The 21,780-nt window shown below is 65.7% G+C and carries 17 protein-coding genes; 10 read left to right on the top strand and 7 right to left on the bottom strand.

What is annotated here, in order from left to right:
- Positions 1-175: 175 nt before the first annotated feature.
- From KUW00_RS22065 to KUW00_RS22045, 5 genes are all read right to left on the bottom strand, one after another.
- Positions 176-1,051, bottom strand: a complete 876-nt coding sequence (locus tag KUW00_RS22065; protein ID WP_083970345.1) for an ABC transporter ATP-binding protein — start codon at positions 1,049-1,051, stop codon at positions 176-178.
- A 61-nt stretch (positions 1,052-1,112) separates the two neighbouring features.
- The gene (locus KUW00_RS22060) at positions 1,113-2,117 is read right to left on the bottom strand and encodes a FecCD family ABC transporter permease (protein WP_261392343.1); all 1,005 of its coding nucleotides are present in this window, start codon (positions 2,115-2,117) and stop codon (positions 1,113-1,115) included.
- A gap of 101 nt (positions 2,118-2,218) precedes the next feature.
- Entirely contained in the window at positions 2,219-3,220 is a 1,002-nt protein-coding gene (locus tag KUW00_RS22055) for a FecCD family ABC transporter permease (RefSeq protein ID WP_409996310.1), read from the bottom strand.
- On the bottom strand, positions 3,217-4,200 hold the full coding sequence (locus tag KUW00_RS22050; RefSeq protein ID WP_261392311.1) for an iron-siderophore ABC transporter substrate-binding protein: 984 nt from the start codon (positions 4,198-4,200) through the stop codon (positions 3,217-3,219). The genes KUW00_RS22055 and KUW00_RS22050 overlap by 4 nt, the downstream gene beginning before the upstream one ends.
- 169 nt (positions 4,201-4,369) lie before the next feature.
- A complete protein-coding gene (locus tag KUW00_RS22045; RefSeq protein ID WP_409996311.1) occupies positions 4,370-6,247 on the bottom strand; it encodes a ligand-gated channel protein in 1,878 nt (625 codons plus the stop codon).
- 615 nt (positions 6,248-6,862) lie between these two features.
- Between KUW00_RS22045 and KUW00_RS22040 the strand changes: the two genes are divergently transcribed.
- The 10 genes from KUW00_RS22040 (at position 6,863) to KUW00_RS21995 (ending at position 18,754) form a co-directional block, all read left to right on the top strand.
- Entirely contained in the window at positions 6,863-7,798 is a 936-nt protein-coding gene (locus KUW00_RS22040) for a LysR family transcriptional regulator (RefSeq protein ID WP_045992011.1), read from the top strand.
- Positions 7,799-7,886: 88 nt separating this feature from the next.
- Positions 7,887-8,105 carry a DUF1656 domain-containing protein gene (locus tag KUW00_RS22035; RefSeq protein WP_045992012.1) on the top strand — a complete coding sequence of 73 codons (219 nt, stop codon included), beginning with the start codon at positions 7,887-7,889 and terminating at the stop codon, positions 8,103-8,105.
- Positions 8,106-8,969, top strand: coding sequence for an efflux RND transporter periplasmic adaptor subunit (locus tag KUW00_RS22030; protein WP_045992013.1), 864 nt, complete (start codon positions 8,106-8,108; stop codon positions 8,967-8,969). It begins immediately after the preceding gene.
- The gene (locus tag KUW00_RS22025) at positions 8,969-11,230 is read left to right on the top strand and encodes an FUSC family protein (RefSeq protein WP_222570134.1); all 2,262 of its coding nucleotides are present in this window, start codon (positions 8,969-8,971) and stop codon (positions 11,228-11,230) included. The genes KUW00_RS22030 and KUW00_RS22025 overlap by 1 nt, the downstream gene beginning before the upstream one ends.
- A gap of 16 nt (positions 11,231-11,246) precedes the next feature.
- A complete protein-coding gene (locus tag KUW00_RS22020; RefSeq protein WP_045992015.1) occupies positions 11,247-12,122 on the top strand; it encodes an AEC family transporter in 876 nt (291 codons plus the stop codon).
- 121 nt (positions 12,123-12,243) lie between these two features.
- Entirely contained in the window at positions 12,244-13,374 is a 1,131-nt protein-coding gene (locus KUW00_RS22015; protein WP_213229219.1) for a PQQ-dependent sugar dehydrogenase, read from the top strand.
- Between the two features lie 361 nt (positions 13,375-13,735).
- A complete protein-coding gene (locus KUW00_RS22010; RefSeq protein ID WP_045992017.1) occupies positions 13,736-14,938 on the top strand; it encodes a glycine betaine/L-proline ABC transporter ATP-binding protein in 1,203 nt (400 codons plus the stop codon).
- A gap of 5 nt (positions 14,939-14,943) precedes the next feature.
- Positions 14,944-15,777: an ABC transporter permease gene (locus KUW00_RS22005; RefSeq protein ID WP_045992040.1), complete on the top strand. Its 834-nt coding sequence runs from the start codon at positions 14,944-14,946 to the stop codon at positions 15,775-15,777.
- 106 nt (positions 15,778-15,883) lie between these two features.
- Positions 15,884-16,738: a glycine betaine ABC transporter substrate-binding protein gene (locus KUW00_RS22000; RefSeq protein ID WP_222570133.1), complete on the top strand. Its 855-nt coding sequence runs from the start codon at positions 15,884-15,886 to the stop codon at positions 16,736-16,738.
- 345 nt (positions 16,739-17,083) lie between these two features.
- A complete protein-coding gene (locus KUW00_RS21995; protein ID WP_222570132.1) occupies positions 17,084-18,754 on the top strand; it encodes a BCCT family transporter in 1,671 nt (556 codons plus the stop codon).
- Between the two features lie 109 nt (positions 18,755-18,863).
- Here KUW00_RS21995 and KUW00_RS21990 read toward each other — a convergent pair whose 3' ends face one another.
- Together KUW00_RS21990 and KUW00_RS21985 are read right to left on the bottom strand one after the other, a co-directional pair.
- A complete protein-coding gene (locus KUW00_RS21990) occupies positions 18,864-19,586 on the bottom strand; it encodes a 3'-5' exonuclease (RefSeq protein ID WP_045992020.1) in 723 nt (240 codons plus the stop codon).
- Positions 19,587-19,591: 5 nt separating this feature from the next.
- Entirely contained in the window at positions 19,592-21,490 is a 1,899-nt protein-coding gene (locus KUW00_RS21985; protein ID WP_222570131.1) for a DUF294 nucleotidyltransferase-like domain-containing protein, read from the bottom strand.
- Between the last annotated feature and the right edge of the window lie 290 nt (positions 21,491-21,780).

Genomic DNA, 21,780 nt, shown 5'->3' with positions numbered 1-21,780 from the left:
TTCGCTTCCCTAAAGGCCTGCATACCCGTTCGGCCCCGCCGACCAGGACCTGGCGACTAGGCCTCGCCGACTAAGCCTCGCGCCAACCAGGCCCTGCCGACCAAGACCTGGCGACTAGGCCTCGCGCCAACTAGGCCCTTCTGACCAAGACCTGCCGACCAAGACCTGCCGACGATTAAGCTCTCCGACTAAGCCCGGCCAGCAATGGCTTGCCGGTCAGCGGGTCTTCCACCAGCGAGCAGTCCACGTCATAGAGTTGCCTGACCAGTGCCGGCGTCACCACCTTTTCCGGCTCGCCCTCTGCCACCAGGCGCCCATCGCGCATGGCGACCAGGTGATCGGCGTAGCGGCAGGCGCTGGAAAGATCGTGGACCACCATGATCACCGTACGCCCTCGTTCCACCAGCCGATGCAGCAGTTCGAAGACCTCCAGCTGGTGGCCCAGATCCAGCGCCGAGGTGGGCTCGTCGAGCAGAATGATCGGCGTCTGCTGGGCGATGGTCATGGCGATCCAGGCGCGCTGGCGCTGACCGCCGGACAGGGTATCGAGGGCGCGTTCGGCCAGGTCCTCAAGCCCCGCCGCGGCGATGGCGCGCGCCACCACCGCCTGGTCCTCCTCGCTCCACTGGCGATACCAGGCCTGGTGGGGCTGGCGCCCGAAGCGAATCAGGTCGCTGACGCTCAGCCCCTCCGGGGCCGACGCTTCCTGGGGCAACAGGGCGATGCAGCGGGCCAGCTTGCGCGCCGCAAACCGCTTGAGGTCCTGGCCTTCGAGCCAGACGCGCCCGCCACTTGGTGCATGCAGGCGGGACAGCCCGGCCAGCAGCGTCGACTTGCCGCAGCCGTTGGGGCCGACGATGGCGGTGAGCTTGCCCCGCGGGATCGTCAGGTCGAGACCATCGATGACCTTGTGACGGCCGTGGCAGAGCACCAGATCCTCGACCACATAGGGATGCGGCACTGCGGTGTCCCGCTGCTGGCCCGAATCCGGGTGCGAAGCCACCTCGGCCCGGGGAATCCCATCGGATCGTGAAGACAGCGTCAGTGACATCAAGGTCCCCTTGCACAAGCGCCCCCGGCCGCCATTGGCCCGGGAGCGGGTCAATATGAATTCAGCGGCGAATCAGTATCCACAGAAGCCAGGGGCCACCGACCACGGCGGTGACGATGCCCACCGGCAGCTCCAGCGGCGCCAGCATCAATCGTCCCGCCAGGTCGGCCAGCACCATCACCGCCGCCCCGGCCAGGGCCGCAGCGGTCAGCGGGACCTGCCGGTTGCCGCACAGATGGCGCGCGATTTCCGGACCCAAAAGCCCCACCATGCCGACCGGCCCCGCCACCGATACCGCCAGCGCCGTCAACGCCACCGATACCACCAGCACCTGCAGCCTGCGACGCTTGAGCGGCGTCCCCAGGCCGAGTGCCACGGCATCGCTGAAACGCATCAGGCTAAGCGAGCGCGACAGCCACAGCGCCACCGGGGTGAGCAGCGCAAGACCGATGGCGAGAACGACGACGGCTCCGGCCGGCCGTGAGTTCAGGGTGCCCACGGTCCAGGGGTAGGCGGCGTTGGCCGCATCGATGGCGGCACGCGACAGTATCAGCTGGGTCACCGCGGCGAAGATCGCCCCGACGCCGATGCCGGCGACGATAAAGCGATAGCCCTTGGCACCGCCCCCGGCGGCCAGACCGAAGGTCAGGGCCGCTGCGGTGGCGGCCCCGGTCAACGCCATGGCAGAAGGCGCCAGGCTCAAGCCCATCCCCACCACCGAGGCCACCGCAAAGGCGGTGGCGCCGTTGTCGATGCCGATGATGCCGGGCGTGGCCAGACGGTTGCGCGCCAGCGTCTGCATCAGGCACCCCGACAGCCCAAAGGCGGCGCCGCTGGCAAGCGCCGCCAACAGCCGTGGCAGGCGTAGCTGTTCCACCACGAAGGTATCGAGCATCGCGCCCTGTCCATTGATGACCGCCCAGATTTTACCCGGCGACAGCGGTTTCTCGCCGAGGCACAGATAGGCCAGGCTCGCCCCGACCAGCAAGACAGCGAGCAACAGGGCGCCAAAAAGCTGGCGTCGATCGACCAGCAGGCTGAACCGCCCACCGCGCAGCAGCCACATGCCGTCGGGGGTGGCGCTGGCATCGCGGCGGTCGTGACAGTCGCGATATTCATCCGGCGAGCGGGTGGCGGCGGCAGACAAGGAACGATCATCCAGCATGGTCACAGGCTCGGCAGACGGCGGGCGCGAACGACGCTGATCAGCACCGGCGCCCCGCATAGCGCGGTCAGCACCCCCAGCGGCATCTCCGAGGGCGCCACCAGGCGGCGCGAGATCACGTCGGCGGTCAGCACCAGCAGAGGCCCCAGCGGCAGGCACAGCCACAGGGTGCGACGCAGCTCCGGGCCGGCGATGGCACGGGCGATAAAGGGCACCACCAGGCCGACGAAGGCGATCGGCCCGGCGATAGCGGTAGCCCCGCCCACCAGCAGGGCGACGATCAGGATGGCCAATAGCCGCAGTCGCCCCGGATGGTGACCGAGACCGGCGCTGGCGCGCTCGCCCAGCGCCAGGCTGGCCAGCGGCCGCACCACCATCACCAGCACCAGCGCCGCCAGCGCCATGCTTGGCAGTACCGCCAGCAGGTCGTCGAGCCGCCGTCCCGACAGGCTACCCACCACCCAGAAACGAATCTCGTCGGCGGCGCGCCGGTCGGTGATCAGGATCAACGAGGTCATCGCGCCAAGCAGCCCCGAAAAGCCTGCCCCCGCCAGCACCAGGCGCACCGGATCGGCGCCGAGCCCACGGATGCGGCTGACCCCGAGCACGCACAGACAGCCGAGCAAGGCCCCCAGCTGGGCCACGCCGATGCGCAGCTCCAGCAGGCTGCCACCCAGCAGCAACATCAGCGCGACGGCAAAGGCGGCGCCGGCGCTGACGCCGAGCAGGCCCGGCTCGGCCAGGGGATTGCGGGTGATCGACTGCAGCAGGGTACCGGAGACACCCAGCGCCACCCCGACCACCAGGCCGACCAGGGTCCGCGGCAGCCTCAGGTCCCACACCACGAAGCGTGCCTCCTCGTTGCCCAGGCCCAGCAGCGCCTGAAACGACGGCACCGGACCGATCTCCCCGGCACCCACGACAAGGCTCGCCATGATGGCGAGCCCAAGCAGAACGACAAGGCCGAACAGGATTCCTGCGGGTACGCTGCGCTCTGCACTCACGGTGTCACGACGCCCTCCAGGGCCTGCTCGATGTCATCGAGCACCGCCTGGGCAGCGATGGGACCGCTGGCACTGGTCCACAACTGGCCGTCCACCGCCACCACACGGTCGTTGCCGACCACCGCCAGACGCTTGAAGGCGTCGCTCTGCATCGCCTGATCCAGCGCCTCGGCCCCGTTGGCGTCCAGGGTCGCGACGAACAGCCAGTCACCGTCGACCCGGGACAGCGCCTCCAGGCTCAGCGGGTCGCTGTGGGGCCGTCCCTGCGGCACCAGCTGATCGTCCTGGACGTCGAGGCCGGCGGCGGCGAGCAGGCCGGTGGTGAAAAGCTCGGTGGACATCACCAGCGGCCCCTGGGGCATCCAGCGAATCAGGAAGGCGTTGTCCTGGGACGTCTCTGCCTCGAAGGTAGCGGCGAGCTCGGCGGCGCGCGCTTCGACCGTCTCGATGGCGCGATCGATCTCGCCTTCGTGGCCCAGCGCCCTGCCGAACAGCCGCGCCTCGTCCTTCCAGGCCTCGGGGGCGAAGCCCTCGGTCGCCGGTACCACGGTGGGGGCAAGCTGCGACAGCAGCGCGTAGGTATCCTCGGACAGTCGCGAGGAAGCCAGGATCAGGTCCGGCTCGAGCCCGACCACCGCTTCCACATTGACCTCGCCGGCGGTGCCCACGATCTGGATATCGGGGACCTCATCCTTCAGGTAGTCGGCCACGTCCTCGGCGGCGCGGGTCGCCACCGCGCCCAGTGGCGTCACCCCGGCGGCCAGGGAGGTGTCCAGTGCCCCTTCGTAGAGCGTAACAACCCGCGCGGGCTGGCCCTGGATCTCGACCTCACCGAAGGCGGTGTCGAGGATGCGAGGCTCCTCCTGGGCGCTGGCCACCCCCAGGGTAGCCAGGCTGAGTCCGAGTGCCAGGCCAATCCCCGGGCCTACTTTCTGGCCCAGCGCGAAGGCGCCTCGGGCCAGGGGTGACATTCCACGCATGCTCATCTTCCTTGTCGGTTCCCCCGCACCAGGGCGGGGCATCACTATTGACGCTTATAGTAATCAATCTCGTTTGAGAATGCCTGCCCTTCTCGTCCAGGCTCGCGCAACGATGCGTTCGATCATGGCGGACAGGCATTCCCATTTCTGCCCTTGGTCCCTCCGAGGATCAGAAATCGACGTTCAGGCCCAGCCACAGCCGGCGGCCATCCTCGACGTAGCCATACTCGTCGTAGTCGATGTCTTCATCGAACAGGTTGTAGATGCCGACGTTGACGCGGGCGGCGTCGGTCAACTGATAGCCGAGGCCGGTGTCGACGAAGGTGTAGTCCGGCGCGACGATTTCACTCTGGGACGGGCCGGTGGTGGGCTGACTCTCATCGCCACGGTAGGTGACCCGGGTCCACTGGGACAGGCGATCGTTGATCTCCCAGTCGAGACTGGCCGAGAACTCGTGCTCCGGCAGCTGGGTCAGGGGCTCGCCCTCGTACTCGCCACTTTTCTGCTCGGAGTCGGTGTAGGTGTAGCTCGCCGACAGCTCGAGCGAGTCGCCAAGCGGCGTCGACAGCGACAGCTCCACCCCCTGGGTGACCGCTTCGTCGACGTTGACCCGATAGGTGGGGTTGCTGCCGAACTGGTTGGGGCCGTCGGTACAGACGTCGGCCGGACACTCGATCCGCGTGATCTTGTCGTCGAAGTCGTTGTGGAACAGCGTGGCGCTGGCCGACAGCCCGCCAGCCCCGTTATAGAGAAGGCCCAGCTCCTTGTTGAGCGAGGTCTCCGGCTCGAGATCCGGGTTGCCGTAAACGTCACCGCCGCGGCTGACCTGGCCCCAGTCCGGGGTGATTTCCCTGAGGTCCGGCGAGCGATAGCCGGTGGACACGCCACCCTTGAGGGTCCAGTCCTGGGTCATGTGCCACACGCTGTAAAGCCGTGGGCTGATCTCGGAGCCGTAGTTCTCGTCATGATCCATGCGCACGCCACCGGTCAGCGACCAGTCATCGAGCAGCATCCATTCGTCCTCGGCGAACAGCGCCCATTGGCTGTTGCGGACATTGGTGAGATCCGAGATCTGGTTCGAGGTACGATCGTCCAGCTCCTCTTCCTCGAAGCTTGCGCCGACGGTGACGATATGGGCACTGAGCGGCACCACCAGGCTCGACTTGGCGTTGGTGTTGGTGATCTCCATCTCGCGTGTCTCGTTCTCGGACACCTCGCGCTGGACATAGGTCTCGCTGGTGCCGAAGGAGAAACGCCCGGTATGGGTCAGGGCGACGTACTCCTGGGTGTAGTCGTCGAAGCTGTCCTCACAGCCGCCACGACAACCGTCCGGATCGACGCTGTTGCCCACCAGCGCCTCGCGCTGCTGCTCGGTGCGACTGGCCTCCAGCGCCAGGTCGTGGTTGACGCTGGGTGTCAGCGACAACCTCGCGGTCAGGCTCTGGACCTGCTTGTCCTCGTAGCCATAGAGGATATTGTCTTCATCGCGCTGGGTCGCACGGCCGTAGAGGGTCAGCCCGGCCAGCCCCTCGACCAGCGGACCAGAGGTATAGAAGTTGGCCTGGCGGCTGTCGCCGGACGCGCTGTCTTCCTGCAGCATGGTGTCGAGTTGCAGGTTGCCGTGCCACTCATCGGCCACCTTGCGGGTGATGACGTTGATCACCCCACCGATGGCATCGGAGCCGTACAGGGTGGCCATGGGACCACGGACCACCTCGATGCGCTCGATGGCCTGCAGCGGCGGCAGCCAGTCCTGCTCGAAGCCGGCGCTGCCGTTGGGGCGGGTCTCACGAGTACTGACGCGGCGCCCGTCGATCAGCAGCAGGGTGTACTCCGCGGGCATGCCCCGCATGCTGATGTCGTAGCCGTTGTCGCCACCACCGCCGCCGGTCACGATCACCCCGGGCACGTCACGCAGGGCGTCGGTGACGTCCTGGTAGTAGCGCTTCTCCAGATCCTCCCGGGTCACCACGCTGATCGAGGCCGGCGCATCGGCCACGCTCTGATCGAAGCCTGAGGCGGTGACCACCACGTCATCAAGCGCCATGTCTTCGGCGCCGAGCGCCGGCACTGCGCCACACAGGGCGATCCCCGACAGCCCCGCCGCCAGGCGGCGAATGTGAAGCGACAGAGGGTGAAGCGACAGGGAACGAGGTGACAGGCTGCGAGATGACAGAGGTTGAGCTGACAAGCGCTGAGGCAACATCTTCTTCATGACTCCGAAAAGGGGTGGCAAGCCACCCGGTGGCACGCGCAATGGCTGGCGTTTCAGGACCGCCGCCCTGGGTCGAGACGACCTGCGCACAACGATGAATGTGAATATTTATCATTTAGATTCTTCCATCAAAGTTGCACAATTGCTCGTGAACGTGACGTTGCAACTCTCGCAACCCCCTCCCGAAGCTGGCTTGCCTGTCTTGTCTGTCTTGCCTGTCTTGCCTGTCTTGCCTGTCTTGCCTGTCTTGCCTGCCTTGCCTGCCTGATTCGCCCGCCCCTACTCGCCTTGCCCGCCTGCCCTCCCGGCTTGCGTCGCTCCACGCGCAGGAAGTGCACGGCTGGCATGCGGTAGAGGCCATCAGCACAAGGGAGAATGATTTTCATCCGCACGATCCCGTGGCATACTGGCGGTTCGTGTTGCCCCTCTTCCCGCTTGCGTGATGCCATGCCAGATCTCGACGAACTGCTTGCCTTCAACCGCGTCATGGAGACCGGAAGCCTGACCCAGAGCGCCATCCAGCTGGGTCTGGCGAAGTCGACCTTGAGCCGGCGAATCAGCCAGCTCGAGTCGCGGCTGGGCCAGCCGCTGCTCAAGCGTCAGGCCAACCAGCTCCTGCCCACCGAGGCCGGACAGCGCTACTACGTGATCAGTCGGGAAATCCTGGAACTCGCCGAACAGGGTCAGCGCACCCTGGACAGCCTGCGCGAGGACGTCAGCGGCGAGCTTCATGTCGAAGCCCATCGCACCCTGACGCGAAGCTGGCTGGGCGGCGTGATGGAGACCTTTCTGGAACGTCATCCGGCGATACGCCTGACGCTGAGTACCGGCGAAACGGCGCCACGGGATCCCGACTTCCAGGGCATCTGCGTATGGCTTGGCGAGACCGACGAGGGCAACCTGCGCCAGGAGCGCCTCGGCGCGCTGGAGCGCGGCATCTACGCTCATCCGGACTATCTGGCGAAGCACGGTACCCCGGAGGCACCCGACGCCCTTGGCCATCACGCCTGGATCGACCTGATGGGCGACAGTCAGGGCGGCATCACCCTTTCCCACCGTCACGGCGGCACGGTGCACTTCCAGCCACCGGCGTCACGCTTTCGCGTCGACCAGTCGATGCTGCATATCGACGCCATCGCCCGGGGACGCGGGCTCGGCATCCTGCCGGTGTGGACCACCGAAGCCCGCGAACGCCATCACCCCGGCGAACTGGTGCGCTGCCTGGAAGACTGGTCGCTGGCACCGCTGCCGGTGACCCTGCTTTACGGTTTTGGCCATCAGCCGCGCAAGGTCAGCGCCCTGCTCGACCATCTGCGCGACGCCGTGCCGGACGCCTGGCGAGCCCTGGAGACCACCGCCCTGCCCCGCCGTCAGGTGGGGTGAGCCCCTCCCGCCTTGCTTGCATGTTTGCTACGCTTGGTCTCGGTTACACGATTCACAACCGCACGGTTGAATCCCGGGGAGGCCCAGCATGGCGCTCAAGGAAGTCGCGCTTGGCGGTGTCTATTTCAGCCCACTGCTGGTCTACGCCCTGATCGGACTGCTGCTCGCCGCAGTACTGCGCTTCGCCCTGCACCGCCTATGCGGCACCTCTCGGCTGTGGTACGAGGCGTGGCTGGACACCTCTCTTTTCGTTCTGTGCACCGCCGGGGTCGCCTGGTGGGGTGCGCTTGCCAGCGGAGGCGCCTGAATGCGCAAGACCCTGCGCGTGCTGATCACCCTGGCGGTGGTCGCCGCCGCCGTGGCTGCCGGACTGTGGCTATGGCGCTACTATCTGTACAGCCCCTGGACCCGTGACGCCCGAGTCGGCGCCGACATCATCACCGTGGCACCCGACGTCTCGGGCCGGGTGATCGCCCTTGCGGTCGACGACAACGACCACGTTGAAAAAGGCCAGGTGCTGTTTCGTATCGACGATGCTCGCTACCAGGCCGCCCTGGCCAAGGCCTCTGCCATCGTCGCCCAGCGTGAGGCCGAGCTTGCACTGAAGGAACACGAGGCGTCGCGGCGAGAGCAACTCAGCCGCCAGGCGATCAGCGCCGAGAATCGCGAAAGCGCCAATCGTGACCGCGATGTCGCCGCCGCCGCCCTCGACCAGGCCCGCAGTGACCTGACCAGCGCCCGCCTGGACCTGGAGCGCACCGAGGTCACCGCCCCGGCCTCGGGACACCTGATCAACCTCAAGCTCACTCAGGGCAACTACGTCAATCGGGGCACCTCGGTCATGGCGCTGGTGGTGGAAGATTCCTACTACGTCACCGCCTACTTCGAGGAGACCAAGCGCCCTGCCCTGGCCGTGGGCGATCCAGCCAAGGTCATTCTGATGAGCGGCAACCTCGAGCTGGATGGCCACGTCGACAGCATCGGACGAGCCATCGCCAATGACAACGCCACCCCCAACGACCAGCTGCTGCCCCAGGTCGAGCCCACCTTCAGCTGGGTGCGCCTGGCCCAGCGCATCCCGGTACGCATCGCCCTCGACGAGGTGCCGACGAACCTCGACCTGAGCGCCGGCATGACCGCCACGGTGCGGGTCCGGCCCGAGCCTCGCTAATGCCTTTTTCGGTATGGTGGCAGGCCTACCTGACGCCGCCGGCCAGTGCGGTCAAGTTCGCCATCAAGGCCACCCTGGCCATGGGTCTGGCGCTGTACATTGCTCTCTGGTGCGACCTCGATCGTCCCTACTGGGCGCTGATTTCCGCCGCCTTTCTGCAGATTCGCCCGATGAGCGGCATGGTGCTGGAGAAAGGCATCAGCCAGATCACCGGCACCGTCGTCGGCTGCCTCGCCGGCATCGCCATCATGTCGCTGTTCGTGCAGTCGCCGACACCTGCACTGATCTGTCTGACCGCCTGGATCATCCTGTGCGCCTACGCCGCCTCGGTGACCCGCAACAACGCCTCCTTCGGCTGCATCATGGCGGCCGTCACCGCCATGCTGATCGTGGTCATCACCGCCAGCGCCCCCACGGGTCTGTTCGCGGTGGCCGTGGCGCGCCTGTCGGAGCTAGCGCTGGGGGCCATCTGCGCCACCCTGGTCAGCGCCTTGCTGTGGCCGATTCAGGTCCGTGATCATCTCGCCGGCCTGGCCGATCAGGTGGTCAATCAGGCCTTCCTGCACGGCGCCCTGCGCCTGGACAACAGCGCCGATATCGCTGCCCTGCAAGCCACCCTGACCGCCAGTCTGCAACCCCTGACCCAGCTGGAAACCGACAGTCAGGCGGCACGCTACGAAGGCCCGGAAGGCATCGGCCGGCTACGCGCCAGCCATGTGCTGACGGTGCGCACCGCCCGCCTGCTGGCGATCCTCCACGCGCTCCAGCAACTGCTGCGCTCCCACGGCGGCGAGCTGCCATCGCCCACCCGGCGCCTGATCGAGGACATGGCCAGTGACCTGCGCCGCAGCGCCGAGGGCAGCGGTGTGGCCCAGGCCCGCCAGCGGCTGCAGGCGCTCAGGCATCGGGCCCTTCAGTGCATGGCCGCAGACTTGGACGAGGGCGTAGCCCCGGACTTAGACCAGGCCCCAGACCTGGCCTCGGACCAGGCCTCGGACCAGGCCGCAGGCCAAACCACAGCCCGGTATGGGCAGAGTCCCAGTGGGCCCATCACCAGCGACCCCGCTACGACACGCACTACCGAGTCACCAGAGGCGCTGCTGCAACGGCGCATCCATCTCGGCCTGCGCGAGGCCCTCGGCCACGCCCTGGTCATCCTCGATGCGCGGGAGGCGATCCACACCCCCGGCAAACGCCGCCTCAAGGCGCCGGCGCTGGCCTTTCACCGGGATCATCTGGAAGCCGCCCTCAACGGACTGCGAGCCGGACTGGTGTTCGCCCTGCTGGCTATCGTCTGGCGCTACACCGCCTGGGACAATGGTCAGATCGCGATGCTGGTCGGCACCCTGTTCTCGGCCTTCTTCGCGACCCGCGACAATCCGGCAGCGGTCGCCGCCACCTTCCTCAAGGGCATGCTGGCGGCGGTACCCAGCGCCTTGCTGTTCGGCCATGTACTGCTGGCCCAGGCCAACGACTTCGTCACCCTCGCGCTGGTGTTCATGCCGCCCTTGTTCCTTGGTCTGCTGGGCGCCGCCAACCCCCGCTTGATGGGCTATTGCCTGGCCTTCACCATCGGCAACATCCTGCTGACCATGCCCGGCAATGGCATGGACTTTTCCGTCGACGGCTTCCTCGGCCGCGCTATCGCCCTGCTGCTCGGGCTCTCCACCGTGGTGATGGCCTTTCGCCTGGCGCCAGGCCTCCCCACCACCATTCGCAAGCACCGGCTGGCCAGCGCCACGGTGAACGACCTCCACGGGCTTCACCGGCGCAGCCTGCATGAAGCCGAGTCACGCTTCGGTGGTACCATGGCGGACCGCCTACTCAGGCTCGCCCAGCACGACGACAGCCTCCCGGAAGAACGCCGCTATCTATTTTCGCTGGGCCTGGTGGGGCTGGACCTTGGCTACGCCAGCCTCAATCTGCGGCGACGCCTGGGCGGGCGCAGTGACGCGCTCGACCTCGCCCTTGACGAGCTCGCCGCCGCCCTCGCCGACGACTACGGCGCCAGCGCCAGAGGCCACGCACCAGATAGAGCTCGTGAATACGGCAACCGGCTGCTGCAGACGCTTGAACGACAGGCGGATGACGGCGCCGAGTACCGGCTGATGGCGGGTCTGATAGAGCGCTTGACGATGTCGCTGGAGCACCAGGCCGCTCGCTCTCGACAGGCCCGGCAAGCCGCGCCTGCTGTCGGCGTCGCTGGCCGGCAGCGTACTCCAGACCGACAGGGTGCCAAGGCCCCGGGTGTCGACCGATAAGGAGATAGATCCTCGCATGTTTGCCCAACTCTTCGCCGTGATGGCGCCGGTGATCACCGGCGCCGGTCTCGGATTCTTCTGGATCCGCCGCGGTTTCGACTATCCAGTGGCCTTCGTCACCAAACTGGTGTTCAACATCGGTACGCCTGCGTTGGTGATCGCCTCGCTGGCGGGCGCCGAGATCGACGCCTCGAGCTTCGGTCGCACCATGCTGGCAGCCGCCCTGGTGCTGTGCGCCATGGCCGCGCTGGCCTTCGTGCTGGCGCTGGTGCTGCGCAAGGACTGGCGGGTACTGCTGGCTCCCACCATGTACCCCAACACCGGCAACATGGGGCTACCGGTGATCCTCTACGCCTTCGGCGAGGCAGGTTTCGCCTTCGGCATCACGGTGATGGTGACGGTGTCGCTGTTCCAGTTCACCCTGGGCACCATGCTGGCCAGTCGCGGCAATCCGCTGAAGTCGCTAGTCAAGACGCCCACGGTCTACGCCATCCTGATCTCCATCGCGCTGTTGTTCACCGACACCGAACTGCCGCTGTGGCTGCAGAACAGCGTCGATCTGATTTCAGGCTTCACCGTGCCGCTGATGCTGATCACCCTGGGGGTGTCGCTGGCCAGCATCCAGGTCAGAAGCCTGCGCTCGGGCGTCTGGTTCAGCCTCTTGCGCATCCCCCTGGCGGCGGGCGTGGCCTGGGGCATAGGCATCTGGCTTGACCTGCCCCCCATGGCACTGGCGATCCTGGTGCTGCAGATGAGCATGCCGGTGGCGGTGTTCAACTATCTGTTTGCCCAGAAGTCCCAGCGCGAGCCCGCCTATGTGGCGAGCCTGGTGTTCTGTTCCACACTGCTATCCTTGATCTATCTACCGGTGCTGCTGGCGCTGCTGCTGTAACGCTTGTTGACCTTGGCAGGAAAAGCGTCTCCGTCGACCTGGCACGCCATCGCCGCTCGGCGTGCCCGGGACTGGGAAGCGGTCCGCCACCGGAAACCCATACTTGCCGTGCGGAGTCTCCATGTTGCGAAGCCTCACCCTCGCCCTGCTGACATTGTCATTGCCTGCAGGCGCCCAGGCGGCGTCGTTGCCCGAGCAGGTGCCGGGGCTTCATCACCCGGTCGCGCTCGAGCTGATCACCGATGAGCTGGACACCCCCTGGTCGCTGGCCTTTCTGCCCGATGGGCGCATGCTGGTCGCCGAGCAGCCCGGGACCCTGGCGCTGGTGGATGACGGTGATGTCCAGAGACTCGACGGCCTGCCCCAGGTCTCACACCGCGGCCAGGGTGGGCTCTTTGACCTGGCGCTGCATCCGCAATTCGGCGATGGCACCCACGACTGGCTCTACTTCAGCTGGGCGCAGCCCGGCAAGGACGGCGACTCGGACGACGCCACGGCGGTATCACGGGTCAGGTTCGAGGACGACGCCCTGGGCGCGATAACGCCAATTTTTGTGCAGAATCGCTTTTCCACGCCAGGCCGCCATTACGGTGGCCGCCTGCTGTTCGACGACCAGGGCCTGCTGTGGCTGACCATCGGCGATCGCGGCGTCAGCAAGAGCCGCGCCCAGGACCCGGCAGACCACGCCGGCAGCCTGCTCAGGCTGACCGCAGACGGCGATCCCGCGCCGGACAATCCGGGCTTCGACGATGACGCGGCCCCCGAGGTCTACTCGATCGGCCACCGCAACCCTCAGGGCCTTGCCCAGGCTGCCGACGGCACCCTGTGGTCGACCGAGCATGGCCCGCGCACCGGCGACGAACTCAATCGTATTCTGCCCGGCGAGAACTACGGCTGGCCCGAGGTGACCCGCGGACGCGACTACGCCACCAATCTGCCGCTGGGTGTCGACAGTGCCCCGGGCATGCGCGATCCGGTGCATGTGTTCGAAGGACGCTTTGCGCCGTCCGGGCTCGCCGTGGTCAGCGGTGAAGAATTTCCCGCCTGGCAGGGCGATCTGCTGGCGGGCGGGCTTCGCGGCGAGCGACTGCTGCGCCTGCGCCTCGAGGGCGACAGCATCATCGAGCGCGAGGTGGTGCTGGATGGCGAGGTCGGCCGCATCCGCGACGTGCGGCTCGGCCCCGACGGCGCCATCTACCTGCTGACCGACAGCGATCCCGGTCGTCTGATCCGGCTGACGCGGGTGCGCTGAGCGGCGCCGATACGGAGCGCGACAGGGAAATAGCTCCCCTTGCCCATGCCGTTCCGGCATGGGCTTCTCCCCCACTTCTACCCAATACCGCACCCATCGGGGCTTTCTCGATTCAGTCAACGTGCGCCCATGCTGAATTTGAATGATCTTTCAAAGACCTTTAGGGTATTGCACCTTTCTGCGCCTCAACGGTGAAAGCTGGCATGCTGTTCAGCCGTGGGGATGCGGCAAGGAGTGCCGCCCCTGACGCAGCCGCGCCAGCGCTGGACGATGAACGCCGACGCCAGGATGCACGTGACGTCGACCTTCATCGTTCGACCGGCTGGACGTGTTTACGCAACCCAACAAGGCACCCCTACCCATGAGCGAGAACCGATCCGTCAAGATCAAGGTTCGCGGGCTGAGCAAGGTCTTCGGCGACCAGCCGAAGAAGGCACTCAAGCTACGCGATGAAGGGCTCAAGCGTCCTGAAATCCTGGACAAGACCGGCCAGACCCTGGGCCTGTCGAACATCGACTTCGACGTCCATGAAGGCGAACTGCTGGTGATCATGGGCCTCTCAGGCTCGGGCAAGTCGACGCTGATCCGCTGCCTCAATCGGCTGATCGAGCCCACCGAAGGCGAGATCATCATCGACGGCGAGGACATTCCGCAGCTCTCCGACAAGGCGCTGCTGGAGTGCCGTCGTCGCCACTTCTCGATGGTCTTCCAGAACTTTGCCCTGTTCCCCCATCGGACCGTGCAGCAGAACGCGGAGTTCGGGCTGGAGATTCGCGGCATCGATGCCGACACCCGCGCCAAGACCGCCCGTGACGCCCTGACACAGGTCGGGCTGAATGGCTGGGAAGACGCCTACCCCAATCAGCTGTCCGGCGGCATGCAGCAGCGTGTCGGCCTGGCCCGTGCGCTGGCCAATGACTCCACCGTGCTGCTGATGGACGAGGCCTTCTCGGCGCTCGACCCGCTGATCCGCAAGGATATGCAGCAGGAGTTGCTGGAACTCCAGCACCGCATGAAGAAGACCACGGTGTTCATCACCCACGACCTGGACGAAGCGCTGAACATCGGTGACCGCATCGTCCTGCTCAAGGACGGTGAGGTGGTGCAGATCGGCACGCCGGAGGAGATCCTGACCAAGCCGGCCGACGACTACGTCGAGCGCTTCATCGAGGGCGTCGACATGTCCCGGGTGCTGACCGCCGAGAGCGCCATGCGCCCGGTGCGCGCGACCGCCCGCGAGGACGACGGCCCGCGTACCGCACTGCGCAAGATGAAAGAAAACGCCATGGACTCGATCTACGTCACCAGCCGCGATCGCAAGCTCAAGGGACTGGTCGAGGCCGACGCCGCCAACAGCGCCATCCAGAGCGGACAGGACCGACTGGATAGCGTGATGACCCAGGACTTCCGCACCGTGGGTCCCGACGAGCCGCTGCACAATCTGTTCGCGCTGTTCAACGAAAAGAGCTTCCCCATCGCCGTCATCGACGACGAGCGACGCCTGCTGGGCGTGGTGGTCAAGGGCGCGGTACTGGATGAACTGGCACAGGCAGGAGACCACTAATGGCGATCGAGATTCCTCGCATTCCCCTCGGTGACTGGATCGAAACCGGCCTGAGCTGGCTGACCACCGAATACTCTGCCGTCACCCGCGGCATCTCGCGGATTACCCAGACCGGTATCGACGGTCTCAATGACGCCCTGATGTGGCTGCCCGACTGGGCCCTGCTGCTGATCATCGCCGGCCTGTGCTGGAAGATGGCAAGCCCCAGGCTCGCCATCGGCGCGGTCTTGGGCCTTGGCCTGATCTGGAACCTCGATCTATGGGACCCGATGATCGAGACCCTGACCCTGGTGGTCATCGCCACCCTGGTGGCGGTGGTCATCGCCTTGCCGGTGGGTATCGCCGCGGCGCTGTCCGATCGACTCTATCGTCTGATCATGCCGGTGTTGGACTTCATGCAGACCATGCCGGCCTTCGTCTACCTGATCCCGGCGATTCCGTTCTTCGGTATCGGCTCGGTGTCGGCGATCTTTGCCACCGTGATCTTCTCCATGCCGCCGGCCATTCGCTTCACCACCCTGGGCATCCGCCAGGTACCGGTGGAGCTGATCGAGGCCGCCGATGCCTACGGCGCCACCCGCGGCCAGAAGCTGGTCAAGGTGCAGCTGCCGCTGTCGCTGCCGACGGTGATGGCCGGCATCAACCAGACCATCATGCTGGCCCTGTCGATGGTGGTGATCGCCGCCATGATCGGCGCCGATGGCCTGGGCAGTGAGGTCTGGCGAGCCATCCAGCGACTGCGTCCGGGCGATGGTTTCGAGGCCGGCATCGCGGTGGTCATCCTGGCGATGCTGCTGGATCGCCTGACCCAGTCCCTGCGCAAGGAGCGCAAGCAGTAAACGCTCGACGCGGGCTCCCTCGGCCGGGGGAGCCCGCGGGGCGGCATTTGCAAGACACTGTCGCCTGCTTCACGCTAATACCTCTTATCGCAAGGAGAGTCGCACCATGTCACCCAAGGCAACTCGTTCTCTCGGTCTGGCCCTGGCCATCAGCGCCGCCGCCACCAGTGTTCACGCCCAGGACAAGGGCTCCGTGCACCTGGCCTACGTCGAGTGGTCGTCCACCGTGGCGTCGACCAACGTGGTTCGTGCTGTGCTCGAACAGGCCGGCTACGAGGTCGAGACCTCCGCACTGTCTGCCGCGGCCATGTGGCAGTCCGTCGCCAGCGGCGACGCCGACGCTCTGCTCGCGGGCTGGCTGCCGACCACCCACGAGGACTACTACGCGCGCCTCCAGGACCAGCTGGTCGATGCCGGCGTCAACCTCGACGGCACCAAGCTGGGCCTTGCGGTCCCGGCAGATTCCGAGGTCGACTCGATTGATGAGCTCAATGAACACGCCGACCAGTTCAACGGCGAGATCATCGGCATCGATCCCGGTGCCGGCCTGATGCGTCTGACCGAGGAAGTGGTCGACACCTACGAGCTCGACCTGGACCTGCGCACCGGCAGCGGCGCCACCATGACCGCCGCACTGGGAAGCGCCATCGACCGTGGCGAGCCGATCGTGGTCACCACCTGGACCCCGCACTGGATGTTCGCCCGCTGGGACCTCAAGTACCTCGAGGACCCCCAGGGCGTCTACGGTGGTGCCGAACAGATCCACACCATCGTCCGTCAGGGCCTCGAAGAGGACATGCCGGAGGCCTACGCCATCCTCGAGAACTTCGAGTGGACCACGGAAATGATGGGTGAAGTCATGCTGATGAATCAGGAAGACGACACCGATCCCTACGAAAACGCCCAGAAGTGGGTCGAGGACAACCAGGACGTGGTCAAGGAGTGGCTCGGCGAGGCCTGAGCCCGATAGATGCCACGCCACCGTCATGATGCTGTGGCAATGGTCAGGGGTGCCACGGGGTGCCCCTGCTGTCGTTGCGGCCAGCACCTGCGTCGCCCACGCGGTGCAAGCGGTCGCCGGCAGAACCTCGAGTCTCGGACGATCGTGGCAAGCTGACCCAGGCGTGCCCGGGCGGCCTTGGAATAGATGCCGTTGACGGCACAACTGGCAAGCTGGCTCAGGCAGGCCACACTTCAGGCAGGCTGGACCGTACGGTATCGATGACAGACGAGCCAGCCGCGACCCCACTCCGAGTCGATGGCGTGACGCCACAGTTACCATTTTTAAACGCAAGGGAGATCGCACGTGGAAAAAGACCCCAACCACAAGCCTTCATCTGCCGACACCGGCAGCGAGGGTATTCCGGCCCCGGATGGGCCAGCCAACCTGATCGATACCGATTACGTCATCGGTCAGGACAATATCGTCACCAAATCCTTCGGCGTGGACGTGGACCTGCACGGCAAGGTGTTCACCGTCTCGTCGCTGCTGATCCTGGTCTTCGTGATCCTGACCCTGGCCTTTCAGAGCGGCGCCGAGCCGTTCTTCAACGGCGTCCGCGGCTGGCTGACCAGCAACCTGTCCTGGGTCTTTCTGCTCGGCGGCAATATCTTCGTGCTGCTGTCGCTGGTACTGATCTTCACCCCGCTGGGCAAGGTCCGCATCGGTGGCGCCGAGGCCACACCCGACTATAGCTACATGGGCTGGTTTGCCATGCTGTTCGCCGCCGGCATGGGCATCGGTCTGATGTTCTATGGCGTGTCCGAGCCGATGACCCACTTCTCCACCGCGCTGGGTGGCACCTCGGTCGGCGAAAACGGCATACGTACCGACTGGGCACCGCTGGGCGCCGCCGCCGGTGACGAGCAAGCCGCGGTCAGTCTCGGCATGGCGGCGACCATCTTCCACTGGGGTCTGCACCCCTGGGCAGCCTACGCCATCGTCGGCCTGTCACTGGCCATCTTCGCCTTCAACAAGGGTCTGCCGCTGACCATGCGCTCGGTGTTCTACCCGATCCTGGGCGAGCGCGTATGGGGCTGGCCGGGCCACCTGATCGACATCCTGGCGGTATTTGCCACCCTGTTCGGTCTGGCCACCTCGCTGGGGCTCGGTGCCTCCCAGGCCGCCGCCGGCCTGAACGAGCTGTTCGGTACGCCGAATACCGACACCACCATGGTGCTGCTGATCGCCGGCATCACCGCCGTTGCGCTGTGTTCCATCATGCTTGGCGTCGACAAGGGTGTGCAGCGCCTGTCCCAGGTGAACATGGTGCTGGCCTTCCTGCTGCTGGCGTTCGTGATCCTGGTGGGCCCGACTCTGGCCATCGCCACCGGCTTCTTCACCAACCTGGGTCACTACCTGGCCGAGCTGCCGGCGCTGTCCAACCCCTTCGGTCGCGAGGACGCCAACTTCGTTCAGGGCTGGACCGCCTTCTACTGGGCCTGGTGGATCTCCTGGTCTCCGTTCGTCGGCATGTTCATCGCTCGGGTCAGCCGTGGCCGCACCGTGCGTGAGTTCCTCACCGCCGTGCTGCTGGTCCCGACCCTGGTATCGGTGCTGTGGATGACCTCCTTCGGCGGTACCGCCATCGAGCAGTACATCACCGATGGTTTCCAGGGCGTCCAGGACGCCGCCCTCGAGCTCAAGCTGTTCGCCATGCTCGGCGAGCTGCCGCTGGCCTCGATCACTTCCTTCATCGGCATCGTGCTGGTCATCGTGTTCTTCGTGACCTCCTCGGACTCCGGTTCGCTGGTCATCGACTCGATCACCGCCGGCGGCAAGGTCGACGCACCCAAGCCGCAGCGCGTGTTCTGGGCCATCATCGAGGGCGCCATCGCCATCGCCCTGCTGCTGGGCGGCGGTCTTACCGCCCTGCAAGCGGCGGCGGTCTCGACCGGGCTGCCGTTCACTCTGGTGCTGCTGGTGGCCTGCTACGCCATCATCAAGGGCCTGATGAGCGAGCCCAAGGCGGTCTAGGCCAGCCTTACGCAGACAGCAAGTGCATGAAAAAAGCGGCAGCCCTCGGGCTGCCGCTTTTCTTTTGGCGAGATGGCTGACGTATCGACGGGCAACTCAACTCCCTTATTCAGCTCCACAGCATGCCGATGGGCGTCTCCGGGCCGTAGTTGCCGGCTACTTGCGCCTGCAGCAGCTCCGCCGTGGCGATGGCGTCGGTCAGGGCGTGGTGCCCATGATAATGTGGTAGCCCGTAGCGCAGCCGACTGTCGTGCAGGCGGATCGACCTGGGTGGTCGGCCCATCCAGCGACGAAAGCGCGCCATGGTCGACTGACGGTGGATGCGCGCCTCCAGCGACATGGTGTCGATCACCGGGAAGCTCAGTGACTCCTTCCAGGCCGCGCGTACCGCGGCGTCCAGAAAGGACCTCTCGATATGGCGAAAGTGCACCACCAGCAGGTGGCCGGCCATGGCGCGGAAGACATCGGCGAGCACCTCCTCGATCCGCGGAGCCCCCTGGATATCGGCGTGGGTGATGTGATGAAAGGTCACCGACTCGGCGTTCAGGGTGCGATGGGGACGCACCACCCAGTAGCGCCGCTCGGCGAGCCGAATACGCGACAGCGAAAAGGGCACCAGGCCAATCGAGACGATCTCGTCACGCCTGGGATCGAGCCCGGTAGTCTCCAGGTCCAGTGCCATCAGCGGCGCCTCCTGAATCGGCAGGATCGGCGACAGGTCGGCCCCGGCGAAGAAGTCCACCAGCGCCTGCTGGCGGCTCTTCTGACGTCGGGCGACCAGGTAGTCGTGCCAATCCGGTGCCGAGCGAGTCTTGGGGCGAAGCAACGGCATGGCGGCTACCTGCTGGTCATGGGATAACGGAACTTGAGGAACTTCTGGGCGTTGCTGAGCGCCTGGAAGGCATCCTTGAGATTGTGTCGCTCCTCGCTGGAGACGTTTTCCGGCTCGATATTGTTGTCGGGCTCGTGCTCGTGCTCCAGATCGATGACCTGGTGACGAATCCGCGACATGGACAGAAACTCGAGCGCGTAGCGCAGCTTGTCACTGACCCCGGGCGCCAGCAACTGGGTGCGATCGATATCGTCCAGGCGGTCAAAGCTGTTCTGGGCGCGGGAACCACAGGCCAGGGCATGGATACGGATCAGGTCCACCATCGGCGCCGTGCCGCGACGCTTCAGATTGATCGAGTTGTTGTGCTTGCCGTCCTTCTCCATCACGAAGGTGCGGAAGATGCCCAGCGGCGGCGTCCGATTCAGCGCATTACGCGCCATGGCGGAAAGAAAGCGCTTGTGCTTCGACGCCTTGGTGGCGACAAGGTCCTGCAACTCCTCCACCAGCGGATTGTCACCGTGGACCGTGTCCAGATCGAAGAAGATCGAGCTGTGCAGCAGCCCTTCCGGTGACGGCCGCTCGATCCATTCGGTGAAGTAGCCCTTCCACACCGACAGCGGCTGGCGCCACTTCGGATTGGTGGCCATCACGTCCCCCTTGCAGTAGGTATAACCACAGGCGGCCAGGCCATCGCTGACCCGCTTGGCCATGGTCGCGAAGTACTCGTCGTGCAACGCTGGATCGAAGTCATCGGACAGTACCAGAGCATTGTCCTGGTCGGTGACGATGCTCTGCTCGTTGCGCGCCATCGAGCCCAGCGCCATGAAGCAGTATGGCACCGGTGGCGGCCCGAGCTCCTCTTCCGCCATCTCCAGAAGTCGCCGGGTGAAGCTGCGTCCGATGGTCGACAGCGCCTTGCCCACCATCTGCGAGTCGGCACCGTCGTGAACCATGCGCACAAAGGCGGCCTGGACGTCCGGCGCCAGCTTGGCCAGACACTCCACCGACGGTTGATGGAAGATGTTGCTGACCAGATAAAGGCTGCTCTGGGTCTCGTAGCGAATGATGTCGGAGAGGTGCACGATGCCCACCGGAGAACGACGGTGCATCACCGGCAGGTGGTGGATATTGTTGCGCAGCATGCACAGCATCGCCTCCTGCACCGACTCGTCGGACTGCACCGCGATCAGGCGGCGGCCGGCGACCTCGCCCACCGGAGTATCCGGCGACAGTCCCTCGGCCACGACCTTGGTGCGAAAGTCGCTGTCGGTCAGGATCCCGGTGACCTGCCAGTAGCCACCTTCACTATCCTTGAAGGTGTAGCGCGGGTTGTTCTCGGGCTTGTCCAGCACCAGCACCGCCGAGGCCTGGGACTCGCTGATCTGGCGCGCCGCCTCCTGCACCGTGGCCCGCGCCTCGACCATGACGGGATAGCGAGTCAGCAGCTTGCGGATCCGCGTCACCATAATGTCGTTGTTCTTGCGCTGACTTTCCACCGCCGTCTCGAGCCGTGGGCGATCCACCTCGACGAACTCGGCGAACTGCTCGTCGGCTTCGCACAGCTGATGAAACATCGCCTCGGGGATGAAGTAGATCAGGCTGTCTTCCAGCGCCTTGGCCGGGAAGCGCACACGACTGTGGCGCAGCAGGCTGAAGTGGCCAAAGATGTCGCCCTCCCCCAGCAGGTTGTAGAGCTCTCCGTTGCGCCGGGTGACCTCCACCGCGCCGCTGCGGATGTAGCAGAACTCCTGATGCACGGCATCAAGCTCGAGAATGGTCGAGCCGGCCTTGAAGTAGCTGACCTGCACCTGTCCGGCGACCTCGTCCAGCAACTCCTCCGACAGCCCGTCAAAGGGCGCAAAGCGCCCCATATGCTGGCTGATTTCCAACAGTTCCGCTTCCATGGTGTCCTCCGCGCGGTCGCCGTGGCTGGCAGCAGGACGCTCCCTGGTCCCCCACCCTCTGACTATCGGAAGCATGGAGCCGAGGCCAGCGGCTGTAAAGCATTAGCAGTATCTTGATCGGCCTCTCGCCAAACGCCGCAGAAGCCATCGAGCGTGGCCCGGAGAGCCAGGCATTGCTGACACTGCGACCTGATGACCGATCCATCCTTCGTTGATCACGACTTCACACCCGACCGGCCGCTCGAATCCTCGCCCTGTGCAAACATCTTCAGCACTGCAAACAACAACGC

The sequence above is a fragment of the Halomonas sp. DP5N14-9 genome, from assembly GCF_019802175.1.
Taxonomy (GTDB): Bacteria; Pseudomonadota; Gammaproteobacteria; order Pseudomonadales; family Halomonadaceae; genus Halomonas; species Halomonas litopenaei.
This window is presented reverse-complemented; position numbering and strand designations above follow the sequence as displayed.

Bases quoted from the DNA above. Each gene is read 5' to 3' on its own strand.
- KUW00_RS22025 (WP_222570134.1), top strand. From the start codon at position 8,969: ATGCCTTTTTCGGTATGGTGGCAGGCCTACCTGACGCCGCCGGCCAGT.
- KUW00_RS22020 (WP_045992015.1), top strand. From the start codon at position 11,247: ATGTTTGCCCAACTCTTCGCCGTGATGGCGCCGGTGATCACCGGCGCC.
- KUW00_RS21985 (WP_222570131.1), bottom strand. From the start codon at position 21,490: ATGGAAGCGGAACTGTTGGAAATCAGCCAGCATATGGGGCGCTTTGCG.
- KUW00_RS22030 (WP_045992013.1), top strand. From the start codon at position 8,106: ATGCGCAAGACCCTGCGCGTGCTGATCACCCTGGCGGTGGTCGCCGCC.
- KUW00_RS22000 (WP_222570133.1), top strand. From the start codon at position 15,884: ATGTCACCCAAGGCAACTCGTTCTCTCGGTCTGGCCCTGGCCATCAGC.
- KUW00_RS22040 (WP_045992011.1), top strand. From the start codon at position 6,863: ATGCCAGATCTCGACGAACTGCTTGCCTTCAACCGCGTCATGGAGACC.
- KUW00_RS21990 (WP_045992020.1), bottom strand. From the start codon at position 19,586: ATGCCGTTGCTTCGCCCCAAGACTCGCTCGGCACCGGATTGGCACGAC.
- KUW00_RS22035 (WP_045992012.1), top strand. From the start codon at position 7,887: ATGGCGCTCAAGGAAGTCGCGCTTGGCGGTGTCTATTTCAGCCCACTG.
- KUW00_RS22060 (WP_261392343.1), bottom strand. From the start codon at position 2,117: ATGTGGCTGCTGCGCGGTGGGCGGTTCAGCCTGCTGGTCGATCGACGC.
- KUW00_RS22010 (WP_045992017.1), top strand. From the start codon at position 13,736: ATGAGCGAGAACCGATCCGTCAAGATCAAGGTTCGCGGGCTGAGCAAG.
- KUW00_RS22045 (WP_409996311.1), bottom strand. From the start codon at position 6,247: ATGGCGCTTGATGACGTGGTGGTCACCGCCTCAGGCTTCGATCAGAGC.
- KUW00_RS22065 (WP_083970345.1), bottom strand. From the start codon at position 1,051: ATGTCACTGACGCTGTCTTCACGATCCGATGGGATTCCCCGGGCCGAG.
- KUW00_RS22015 (WP_213229219.1), top strand. From the start codon at position 12,244: ATGTTGCGAAGCCTCACCCTCGCCCTGCTGACATTGTCATTGCCTGCA.
- KUW00_RS22050 (WP_261392311.1), bottom strand. From the start codon at position 4,200: ATGCGTGGAATGTCACCCCTGGCCCGAGGCGCCTTCGCGCTGGGCCAG.